General features: G+C 57.8%; 9 protein-coding genes and 3 pseudogenes. 7 read left to right on the forward strand and 5 right to left on the reverse strand.

The window, feature by feature from the left end; genetic code table 11:
* Positions 1-457: 457 nt before the first annotated feature.
* Complete coding sequence (locus ACLFKU_RS40720; protein ID WP_410852990.1) at positions 458-1,177, reverse strand: IS6 family transposase; 720 nt, start codon at positions 1,175-1,177, stop codon at positions 458-460.
* Between the two features lie 638 nt (positions 1,178-1,815).
* Here ACLFKU_RS40720 and ACLFKU_RS40725 point away from each other — a divergent pair.
* The 7 genes and pseudogenes from ACLFKU_RS40725 to ACLFKU_RS40755 all read left to right on the forward strand — a co-directional run bounded on the left by ACLFKU_RS40725 (position 1,816) and on the right by ACLFKU_RS40755 (position 6,602).
* Positions 1,816-2,091, forward strand: coding sequence for a transposase DNA-binding-containing protein (locus ACLFKU_RS40725; RefSeq protein WP_227749502.1), 276 nt, complete (start codon positions 1,816-1,818; stop codon positions 2,089-2,091).
* A 12-nt stretch (positions 2,092-2,103) separates the two neighbouring features.
* Positions 2,104-3,156: pseudogene (locus ACLFKU_RS40730) on the forward strand (IS4 family transposase); the annotation flags it as partial.
* Between the two features lie 84 nt (positions 3,157-3,240).
* Positions 3,241-3,723 (forward strand): annotated as a pseudogene (locus ACLFKU_RS40735) (Tn3 family transposase); the annotation flags it as partial.
* Positions 3,724-3,764: 41 nt separating this feature from the next.
* On the forward strand, positions 3,765-4,478 hold the full coding sequence (locus ACLFKU_RS40740; protein ID WP_410852991.1) for a UPF0149 family protein: 714 nt from the start codon (positions 3,765-3,767) through the stop codon (positions 4,476-4,478).
* 28 nt (positions 4,479-4,506) lie between these two features.
* Positions 4,507-4,860, forward strand: a complete 354-nt coding sequence (locus tag ACLFKU_RS40745; protein WP_018433056.1) for a hypothetical protein — start codon at positions 4,507-4,509, stop codon at positions 4,858-4,860.
* A gap of 21 nt (positions 4,861-4,881) precedes the next feature.
* Complete coding sequence (locus ACLFKU_RS40750; protein ID WP_227749509.1) at positions 4,882-5,499, forward strand: DUF6398 domain-containing protein; 618 nt, start codon at positions 4,882-4,884, stop codon at positions 5,497-5,499.
* Between the two features lie 69 nt (positions 5,500-5,568).
* Positions 5,569-6,602 (forward strand): annotated as a pseudogene (locus ACLFKU_RS40755) (IS110 family transposase).
* 230 nt (positions 6,603-6,832) lie between these two features.
* Here ACLFKU_RS40755 and ACLFKU_RS40760 read toward each other — a convergent pair.
* From ACLFKU_RS40760 to ACLFKU_RS40775, 4 genes are all read right to left on the reverse strand, one after another.
* A complete protein-coding gene (locus tag ACLFKU_RS40760) occupies positions 6,833-8,533 on the reverse strand; it encodes a tetratricopeptide repeat protein (RefSeq protein WP_152855059.1) in 1,701 nt (566 codons plus the stop codon).
* Positions 8,534-8,621: 88 nt separating this feature from the next.
* Positions 8,622-9,356, reverse strand: coding sequence for an IS6 family transposase (locus tag ACLFKU_RS40765; RefSeq protein ID WP_410852992.1), 735 nt, complete (start codon positions 9,354-9,356; stop codon positions 8,622-8,624).
* Positions 9,357-9,476: 120 nt separating this feature from the next.
* Positions 9,477-9,878, reverse strand: coding sequence for a DUF4158 domain-containing protein (locus tag ACLFKU_RS40770; RefSeq protein ID WP_157646471.1), 402 nt, complete (start codon positions 9,876-9,878; stop codon positions 9,477-9,479).
* 410 nt (positions 9,879-10,288) lie between these two features.
* Positions 10,289-11,292 (reverse strand): glycosyltransferase (locus ACLFKU_RS40775; protein WP_410852993.1); only part of this gene is annotated, 1,004 nt, incomplete at its 5' end.

The following is an 11,292-nucleotide window of genomic DNA, read 5'->3' on the forward strand; positions in this document are numbered from 1 at the left end:
AGGCAACCCGTACGTCCAGGCGACCAAAGACCCGACCCGCTTCGCGCAAGACTCGATGTACGCGCAGGGCTGGAATGACGGATTCTCGACATGCAAGGAATGGTACAAGCCCTTCTGACTACATCGCTGATGTGAGGACATACAGATAGCACGGGCGTGCGTCCGCCGATCAGCACGCCGCTGGAGAGCAGCTATGCAAATCGATGCGTTTATGCGAGGCGCAGCATCGAGATTCACCGAACCGTCGACCTTTCGTGGCGCCATCTCGAAGATAACATTTGATCATGGAGCGGGCCTTCGAGCGGCAGAGTGGTAGTGACCTCTTTTAAAGTTGTGGGCTTGATCCGGCAGACGAAGTCTGGCTGGCTCAGTTCGGCCATGAGCAGGCCCCTCGATTCCACCGGGTTCTGTCGCAGTAAGAGCGAGAGGTCGGGCAAGACCGATTGGTATGGATTCCTTATCCAGCCAGCGAATAGAACTGCTGTGCGGGAGTTTGGCCAACGCCGCCATCGTTCAATTGGCCCTTGACGATCATGTGCATGACTTCGATGCCCCCCAGGAGAATGCGGGCGCAACGAAATTTCTTGAACCCGAGCATCTGGCGGGTCCGGCGCTTGATCGCGCGGTGATCCTGTTCGATGATGTTATTCAGATACTTCGACTGACGGACCTTGATCGGCGTCTCGCGATCGGCATTCACCGCATCCAGTGCGGCCAGATTGGAGCCGCTTTTGTCGATGGTCACGGTCTCTGGCGTACCATTATGGGCGATCGCCTTTTCAAAGAACCGCCGGGCAGCGACCTTGTCCCGCCTGGCCCTGAGCAGGAATTCGACCGTGTCGCCCGCCTTGTCCACTGCCCGGTAAAGATATTTCCACTCGCCTTTGATCTTGATATAGCTCTCGTCCATTCGCCAGCTTTTCCCAACCGGACGCTTGTGCTTGCGGAAGCGCCTTTCGAAGAGCGGCAGCAGCTTGATGACCCAGCGGTACACCGTCGAATGATCCACCGCGGTACCACGCTCGTCCATCATTTCCGCAAGATTGCGCAAACTCAGCGAATAGGCCACGTACCATCGCACGCACAGCAAAATCACTTCAAGCGGGTAGTGAAGGCGCTTCAGGACCTTGGCCAGGCCCGGCGCGAGTGTGGTTCGCGGTGTCTTCGTCTTCTTCATCGCACAGCTCAAAAATTCGCTACCCAATTTTAACGTGGGCCTTACTGCAACAGAACCATCCGATATGTTTGATCCTATCGCACATAGAACTTCGGGAAATGGCATGCGCGACAAGTACAGGCATCGAGCGGCGTTCGTTTCCATGTCAAACGAGGATGACCTTCCATCGTCCTGTCCCAATGCGCCGCGCGTCGATCCCCTCCGATCAACATTCCACTTGATTCCGCGGACAATTCGTCATGACTCGATTTCGAATCATACTAACAAACATTCATGATGTTCTAGCGTTGCGCGGACGTTGCCCACGAAGCGTTGGCATGGATCAAGGTCGTCGCAGAGATTCTTCGTTACTGGATCCGCTTCGAACATCAGCCAGCTTTCGAAGGCGCGGCGCCCGTCGAGCGTCAGTTGTCGCCCCACTTGTGGACTGAGGACGTCGTACCGATGCGCGCCGCGACGACGCGGCAGCGTGAGCAGTCCATACCTTCACAATACGTCGACCATGTGCATTACTGAACCGCCCCGGGATTTCCCTCAGGATTACCCACAAATTGTTCGTAATTCTGCGATGGGATGGCTTGTAAACGAAGACAGCGGATGTTAACTTTGGAGCCGTTCATGATCTGTGATGCCGGGCGTTGTCGCACACCCCTGACCTCGATGACTGGGCAAGTGAAGAGTTTGGTGCTGCCGAACTTGGCGACGCTCGCCTGACCAGACGGCTCGTGATGCTGGCGCGTAGGCTTTCGACGAGTCCGCATTGCTCTTTTCCGCAATCGTTCAATGCTTCTGAGCTGAAGGCGGCTTATCGGTTTTTCGATAACCCACAGGTGGATGTCGATGGCGTGCTGGGCGCACACATCGGCCAAACGCTTTGTCGCATGCAGCAGGTGCCGATCGTACTTGCGGTTTAGGACACCACTGAGTTCAATTTGTCTCATTTGCGGGCAACCGAAGGTCTGGGATATGGCTCCGATCCACACGTTCGTGGTTTCCTGATACACAGTCTGCTTGCGCTCACGCCTGAGGGGCTGCCACTCGGCGTGATCGGCCTGAAGACGTGGATACGTAGGCTGGAGGAGTTGGGCAAGAAACATCTGCGCGGACAACGAAGCGTACAAGAGAAAGAGAGCGCGAAATGGCTCGAAGGAATCGAGCAGCTGTGCATACTCAAGACACACTGTCCGCATACGCAAGTCATCGGCGTGAGCGATCGCGAAGGCAATGTCTACGATGTGTTCCTGGCACGGCGGCCTGCCGGTGTCGACTGGCTGGTGCGCGCGTCGTGGAATCGACGCGTTGCACACCCTGATCGATATTTGTGGGAAACCGCGCTAGCCTCGCCAGTGATTGGAGAAACGCAACTGCAGGTGCCTGCGCGCGAAAACCGACAGGCGCGCACCGCACGGCTGGTTGTGCGATGCATGCCCGTACGCCTTCGTCCGCCGCAAAATCGTCGTCGCGAGAAGCTTCCCGAAATTGATGTATTTGCGATTCATGCGTTGGAAACGAACGTAGACGAAGGAGCCGAGCCATTGGAATGGCTATTGCTGACCTCAGTGCCTACGTATACGCAAGCACAGGCCCTCGAGCGTCTGGCATGGTATGCACGTCGATGGACAATTGAATCGTGGCATCGTGTGCTTAAAAGCGGCTGTCGCATTGAAACCCGCCAATTTGGCAATGTCGAACGATTCGTACGCGCCACCGCGTTGTTCGCCGTAGTAAGCTGGAGAATCCTGTACGCGATGCTGCTTGCACGGCTTGATGGAAACCTGTCGTGCGAAGTATTGCTGCAGCCAATCGAGTGGCAGGCCCTCTACTGCCGTACGCACGGTAGTACAGAAATGCCCGATGAACCGCCCTCACTCGCGCAGGTGATTTTGTGGATCACCAGACTCGGCGGCTATCTTGCCCGAAAGCGTGATCATCCTCCAGGGCCTACCGTCATCTGGCGTGGCTTTCTTGTTCTGCATGAAATTACGATGATGTACCGAATATTCAGGGCGAGTGACGGCAAGGCTACCTTGCCTGCCTTGCCGCCTTTGCCAACGAGATTGAGCATCGAGCGCACGCTCTTTATTCTCGACTGGCTTCAGAACGTCGAGCTGCGCCGACGCGTTCATGCCGGCTTGAACAAGGGCGAGGCCCGCAATGCGCTTGCGCGCTCGGTGTTCTTCTACCGCCTCGGGGAAATCCGCGATCGTAGCTTTGAGGCGCAGCGTTATCGCGCCAGCGGTCTGAATCTGGTCACCGCCGCGATCGTGCTGTGGAACACCGTCTACCTCGAGCGGGCTGTCCAGACCATGCACGCCCGTGGTGTACCGGCCGACGCTACGCTGCTGCCGTATCTGTCGCCGCTTGGCTGGGAGCACATCAACCTGACCGGCGACTACGTCTGGCATAAGGACCGCAAGCTTCAGGCCGGCAGGTTCAGGCCACTGCGGCCGATGCCGGGGGCGGAGCCGCGGATTCGGCGTCCCTCACAAACTGCCGAAGGCTCAACCGACCTTGCCGCCATACCCGGCGAGCTCGACATCGTATAATCATCGCATACAGCATTGACCTCGCGAAGAGAACCTCCCCTGTGAATAACTTGACGTCTCAACAGCCGCTTGCCGATGACGATTTCGCCCGTCTCGCCGGGTTTCTCGACTCCATCGGCGATGCGGCGATGAACATCGAAACGCTCGACGGATATTTCGTCGCGTTGATTTGCGGACCCGACATCGTGTTGCCCAGCGAGTATCTGCCCCAGATCTGGGGGGAAGATTTTTCGTTTGAAAGCGACGGGCAGGCCACCGAAATCATCGAGCTGCTCATGCGTCACTGGAACACGATCAGCACGGAATTGCAGCAAACGCTGCATGAGCCGAACGTGTACCTGCCCGTGTTGCTCGAGCGCGACGATGGTGTTGCCCCGGCCAACGACTGGGCGCATGGCTTCATGCGCGGCGTACAGATGCGTCCTGCGAGCTGGGGGGAACTGATCCACGACGAGGACCACGGCGGGCCGATGATCCCGATCATGATGCTGCATCATGAACACAATCCCGACCCGCAGATGCGGCCACCATCGATCCCTGCGGAGAAGCGCGAGGGACTGCTGGAGACGATGATCGCCGGGCTGACCTACATCTACCGTTACTTCGAGCCACATCGGCGGGCACTGGCGCACATCCCGGCGCGTCTGCCCATGCGCCGGGAAGAACCGAAAGTCGGGCGCAACGAGCCGTGCCCGTGCGGTAGTGGCCGCAAGCACAAGCATTGCTGCATGGCCAGTTCGCCGACGTTTCACTGATCAGGCAACACACCTACGGAGACACCCAATGCCCCAGATCCCGGATGATGCCGATCTTCCCCTGAACGCCAACGGCCCGGCGTACACGTCGCGACAGGATCGTGACGGCATACCGCTGTCGTATGTCGGCGAGAAACTCAGTCTTGCCATCGAGGATCTGCATCCCCATGCCCGGCGCTATCAGGGAGAACGTGATGATTTGCGTTGCACCATGTATCGCCTTCTCGTGGCATACTTGGGACTACATAACATGCTCGGCAAGGCGAACGACCGGACCCTGGTTGACCGGTTGCTTGACGGCACCAGCGAGAAGCTGGACACGTGGCTGCGCCTGATCGAGCGGGAGGGTGATGTTCATGGGCTCGCCGAACTGGGCAACTGACGCATACGGATCGCGAATTCCATGAAGCCAACCGTTCGCGGCGAGCGGGTGCCAGCCGCCATGCAAGACCGGTATGACGAGATCATTGCGCTTACCGACGCCTTTTGTGCGCAACACCTGACCGATGAATACCGCGACCTCTGCCGACGTCTCGTTGCCACCCTGTGCCGCAAGCGGCCATCGCCATTGGTGACCGGTCCTGCACGCTCCTGGGCCTGCGGCGTGGCCTACGCGATCGGGAGGGTCAACTTCCTCTTTGACAAGTCCCAAAAGCCCCACATGCGCGCCGATGCACTGTGCCAGCACTTCGGGCTAAGCGCCCAGACCGGTTCGGCCCGCTCAGGATCAATTCTGAGCCTTCTGAAGATCGGTCAGCTCGATCCTCGCTGGTCACTTCCCAGTCAGCTCGACAGAAATCCACTCGTCTGGCTTATCGAAATCAATGGCATGATCGTCGACGCGCGCCGCATCCCGCGCAATTTGCAGGAAGAAGCCTTTCGCCTGGGCGTCATCCCATTCGTCCCAGACGAAGATCGCTGGTTCGTCGGGAAATCCCGAACCCCGTTTGTACGTTGCCGGCAACGCAGTACCTTGAGCTTGACCGGGTTTGCCGTCCCTTGGCTCAGGCTAACGTGCTAATGAGATGATCGCCCCCACCTGCGACGCGTGCGCTAACCTTACCGCGTCAATTGCGAACAGGAGAACATCGTGCAAGACGTGACGCTCATCGGAATCGATCTCGGCAAACATTCGTTCCATCTGCATGGACAGGACGCAAGAGGAAAGGCCATATTCCGCAACAAGCTGAGCCGCAAGCAGCTGATCGAGTTTCTCGCGACGCTTCATGCCTGCACGCTGGTAATGGAGGCATGTGCAGGCGCGCACCACATGGCGCGGAGGCTGGCGACCTTGGGCCATCAGGTGAAGCTCATCTCTCCGCAATTCGTCCGTCCGTTCGTCAAGAGTAACAAGAGTGATTTTGTCGATGCCGAGGCAATCTGCGAGGCGGCGTCGCGTCCCTCAATGCGGTTCGGGACTCCCAAGACCGGATCGCAGCAGACCCTGTGCGCATTACACAAGGTTCGGGACTCATTCGTACAGGACCGCGTCAAGACGATCAACCAGATACACGGATTCCTGCTCGAATTCGGGATCAGTCTGCCCGTGGGCAATGCGGTAATCAGACGCTTGCCTGCTGTGCTATCCGAGCACCCGTTGCCACCGCGACTGATCACAACGCTCGAGCGCCTGCATGCTCATTTCAAATATCTCAGCGAACAAATCGGAGAGATTGACCGCGAACTGGCGATGCAGCTGGCCGACAACGATCTAGGTCAACGTCTTCTCTCCATTCCGGGTGTCGGTCCTGTCACCGCAAGCGTGCTTGCCGCCGAGATCGGCGACGGCAAGCAGTATGCGAGCAGTCGGGACTTCGCAGCGCCCATTGGACTCGTGCCCCGACAATACAGCACGGGCGGCCGCACGAACCTGCTGGGTATCAGAGGGGGGACGCGAATATTCGCAGACTCCTCGTTCAATGCGCACGGACCTACATGCACAGGGTTTCCAACAAGGCTGGTCCACTGGCCGAGTGGGTCCGTTCGATGCTTGCTAGGCGGCATTCCAACGTGGTCGCTTGTGCACTGGCCAACAAATTCGCGCGTATCGCGTGGGCATTGTCGGCGCACCATGCCTCGTTCACTCTAAACACCACCATGTTGAGGCCTGAGACCTCAATTTGAACCGTCCCACCTGGTTTTGCGGCTGTTGAAGCTGATGACATGAACAGCACACCGGCCTGACGGACACCCTGTGGAAAATATCGGCTTACCGCAAAGCCGACGTGCTTTTTAGGACTGTCAGGCGCGAATTCATCGTGGCGCGGGGAGCGATCCCCACAACGACGCCGAATAGATTTACGCAAGCCAACCATGCATCCATTCAGCGTTGCAAAAACGGGGGCGATCATAGATTATTTTCCGTTTCCTGAAGCGCCCCCAGTTTCAACGATAACTTCCGTTGCCGCCCAGATCCTCAGCGCAGTGGTAACGTCCTCAATCGTTTCACGCCATTCGCCAAACCTGCTTTGCCTGAACAGGCTTACAGCTCCTGGGTACCACGGCGAATCCATCCGGTCCTGCAGCCAGCGCCAGTCGCACCCAAAGGCAGGGAGTAGTACCCAGCATGGTTTGCCGAGCGCGCCAGCAACGTGCGCGATCGCCGTGTCAACACAGATTGTCAGGTCCAACTGGGCGACGATGGCGGCTGTGTCGGCCAAATCCCTGATTTTCCCGCCCAGTTCGATGAGAGGCTGTTCTGCGGACGCTTGCCGGGATTCATCGCGTAGCCCATGCTGCAGACTGACGAATGTGAGCCCCGGTACCGACCACAGCGGAGCCAGATCCGATATGTCACGCAAGGAACGGTTGTGATCGTTTCCGTGCGTGCCCCTGCCTTTCCAGACCAGCCCGATTCTTAATCCCTCAGCGGGCAGTTCGTTACGCCAGTACTCCAGCCGCTCGGGCATCGCATGCACATATGGCAGAGAACCAGGTATCGTGTCAACGGTTGTCCCGAAATGCATCGGCAGACTTAACGGAAACGTCCAGTAGTCATGCTCCGGTACCGATCCCGAATCCGTTATCACTTCGTCAACCCCGTCGACCGTCTCCAGCAGGGCGCCGAGGACCGGGTCGCAAACCACACTGATTCGCGACGGGCCGCGTCCCTTAAGCAAGGGAATGTAGCGGGCGAACTGTATGCAATCGCCGAATCCCTGTTCCGGCAGGAGCACGAGGGATTTGCCGCCCAGAGGCTCGCCCTGCCACTGCGGATATGAAAATCCCGGCACCACCATTTTCCGGTCGCTCATGTTCGGACTGTAACGGGTCTCATAGTTCGGCCATGCTTCGGCATATCTTCCTGTCGCAAGGAGCAGCAGGCTCAGATTGAAACGGGCATCAACATAGTCAGAAGTCAGTTCCAGTGCCCGGATGAAGGCCGGTTCTGCTTCGGCAAACCGGCCGATGCCAGACAGTAAATGACCCAGATTGTTGTGGGCTGCTGGATAGTTTACGTTGAGCGCGAGTGCTTTTTTAAAAGCAACTTCCGCATGGGCGTAACGTCCGGTTTTACTCAGTAGGATTCCGAAATTGTTGTGCCCCTCTGCGTAGTCGGGCTTCAACAGCAGCGCATGGCGAAGGGTTGCCTCTGCTTCTACGAGCTGCACGGTTTCACAAAGAACCTGTCCCAGGTTGTTCCATGCCTCGGCAGAATCAGGCCTGAGGCCGACTACACGTCGAAAGGCAATCTCCGCTTCCACCGTTCGCTGCGTCTGGACAAGGAGAATACCCAGATGATTGTGTGCTTCCGCCAGATCGGGGTTCAACTCCAATGCCTTCCGGAACGCGGCTTCTGCGGCGGAAAGCTTACCCTGGCAACCCAATGCCACACCCAGATCTGTCATGAAAACAGCGTCTTTGCGGTGTGTCAGCGCCGCAAGGATCAGCACCTCCGCTTCGCCCGGCCTGCCTCTTTGCAATTCAATAACGCCTAGCAGATGCATGGCGTCAGCGTGCGCCGTATTGATCGACAGAAGCTGCCGGTAGGCAGCTTCTGCCTCGACCAGTCGGCCTGCCCGGTGTGCGGCAACAGCGACCTCAAACTTGGTCATGACGCATCCTTTGCGCGATCGAGAGCATTCGCAGGCACTGTCACGTTAATTTGCTCGCGACGTAATAGTGGGGGGGCAACGCGCTTGCTCAGAAAACCGGCGGAACTTGGGTGATCTCTGTGAAGCGATGCCAGGCGGCGATGCGTGTGGCAAGCTGTTTGCGATAGAGCGAGGCGCGTAGCAGGTGTCGCTTCAGCGCGAAGTGCTGCCGGATCGGACCGAAGCTCGATAGGAAAGCCTGCGTGCGCTCTGGATCGCGAAAGCCACGCATGCGTCGCTCGCGTTCGCGGGTCGGCTGATGACTGTTTTCGGCCCGGTTATTGACCCGCGCGCTGGCTTTGACAAAGACGTGCTTGACGCAAGCCAGTGCGGGAATCTCGGCTTTCGCCGCCCGATAGCTGCGCAGCTGGTCAGTAACGATCTTGCGCGGTGCCTCAGAGCACGCGGCAAGCACGCGCTCGAAAAACCGCTTCGCTGCTGCCTTGTCGCGGTGCTTCTGTAGCAGGATATCGAGTTCGGCACCGTCTTGATCGACGGCGCGCCACAACAGGTAAGGCTCACCGCGCAACCTCACAAATACTTCGTCAAGGTGCCATGTGGTGCCGGGCTTGCGACGCGACGCTGTCACACGGTGTGCGAAGCACGCGCCGAACTTATCGCACCAGCGTCGTACCGTTTCGTAGCTGACGATAACCCCGCGCTCGAACAGCAGCTCTTCGATATCGCGCAGGCTGAGCTGGAACCTGAAATACCAACGCACCGCGCAACTGATGACCGATGCGGGAAAGCGATGACCGTGGTACAGCGATTTTGCATTTTTCATCATGCGATCTTACCCGACCATCTCGATAACGTGACAATGCCTCGATAAGTGCTCGCAGACTATGTTCAACGTCCGACCAGATCGAACGGCCGGAATCTCGCAGCTTCCGCTCTGCGGGTGTCAGAATGCGGCGCTCATACAGCCAGCAATGGGCGTGGTGAAGCAGTTCGTCGAGCGCGAGCGCTTCGGCGGCGTCCTGTCGCATCCACGCTTCAGTTCCGTCCAGTGCTTCGGTCCGATGGAAGTGATGCCGAGATATTCGCAGGTCCAGAGTTGATGCTCGTACAGTGTCTTATAGCGTTGATAGAGCGTGCGGAGGTAGGCGATCGTCGGGGCGGGCAGGCTGAGCCGCTCGCCGGCATGCCGCAACAACTGGCGCGGCAGTGTGCCGACATGATCGAGAATGTGGCCACTGGCACGCAGAAAGACCAACTGGATCGCAACGCCGACACGTTGACCGCGCCGAAAACGCTCTTTGACCGCGGCAACGTCGCTGTCAGTCAACGCGAAGTAGCGCTCCACGTCGAATTCCGACAGTCGGGCGGGCAAGCGATCTTGTCCCACATAGCAAACTCCAAGATCTGGCATCTGCGCCTCCCGACTACGGCGCGCGATCCGTAATCGCGCGCAGATATGCTATCGCAGATACTGTTGGGACCTCCTGACAAGAGCCAGAGCCGACGGCAGCCATATAAATAAAGGCTCTGTGGAGAAACCGCCATACAAGCACGAAAAGGACGGATACCCCGAGTTCGTCAAGCGCTCGAACCGTTTCGCCTCGCCTGCGGAACGGTCGTGGCTTTCATGCTCTTGGGCAGAGACAAAACAGATGAAGGTCTCAATCAGCATGAGGCGTTCGCTGTCTGCGTCATCAGGGAGCCATGCATTTTTCTCTATCCCTGTGAGGTTGTCGTAAGCGTGTGGGCATCAACTCACGCCTCAGTTGCATTTGCGCGCTGAGGCCCCGTGTGCTCTTCAAAACTAGATAGGGCCGAACGAATCGAGTCATACCACTTTGGAATTTGCGAGATTTGCGTGCCGAAGTGCAGGCAGTTCTCGCGCGCTCTTCTCGCCATTCCCTCGTAATCACTATAGTTGGTCGAAAGCCGACGCATCACCTCTGCGGCTTTGGCCTCGATGTCCGGTTCCTCTAGGACAATTCCATTCAGCCCATTTACGACTTGCCTTTTCAGACCAAAAGCGGACGACACTACGACGGGTCTACCCCGGAACAGAGCCTCCGTCGTCGTCAGCCCGAAACCCTCTTCGCGAGACAATTGAAATATGCCATGAGCATTCTGTTGAAGTCGGCCGACAATCTCTGCATTTGCGTCGTTGTCCTTCATCGAGATGCAGGCCAGATACAAATGTTGCTGTACTTCCGTTGGCAACTGGTCACGTAGTGCCAGGCACTTCTCGAAATACGTCCGTCCTTCCGGATCGTCAGCGACATCCAGAGGGTCGGGTCCTGCTATCACGAGGCGTATCGTATTTTTCTCGTCGGATGCCGCACGCACAAAACGGATAAAAGCGGTGATGATCCGGTCGATGCCTTTGAGGCTATCCCATCTGGAAACGTGCAGAAAATACCGCCAACCGAGGATTTCCTGAAGCGATGGCGTAGGTCCCGATTTGCGGCCATTAAACGAAACTGAATTTTCCAGCTTCTGGTCTGCCGGCCCTTCATAGTTGCGATTCTTGGCGGAGAACGGACTGATCGATGGCTGGATGATATCAATCGGTTGAGGTGTATCGAAGACGTATTCGCTGTCGCTCAGGACAATACGCTGGAATGGGCCGAGGTATTCGCCGAGAAGTGCCCATATCCTGTCGACCGTCGGGGTGCGTTCTGGATAGCCGATGTGGCATCGCCAGATGGCTGGGTGCGGATGAGAATCCAGGAATTGCGAAGCAGCACAAAGTGGCTGTGGGTCAT

It is taken from the genome of Paraburkholderia sp. EG304 (assembly GCF_046543485.1).
Classification (GTDB): Bacteria; Pseudomonadota; Gammaproteobacteria; order Burkholderiales; family Burkholderiaceae; genus Paraburkholderia; species Paraburkholderia youngii.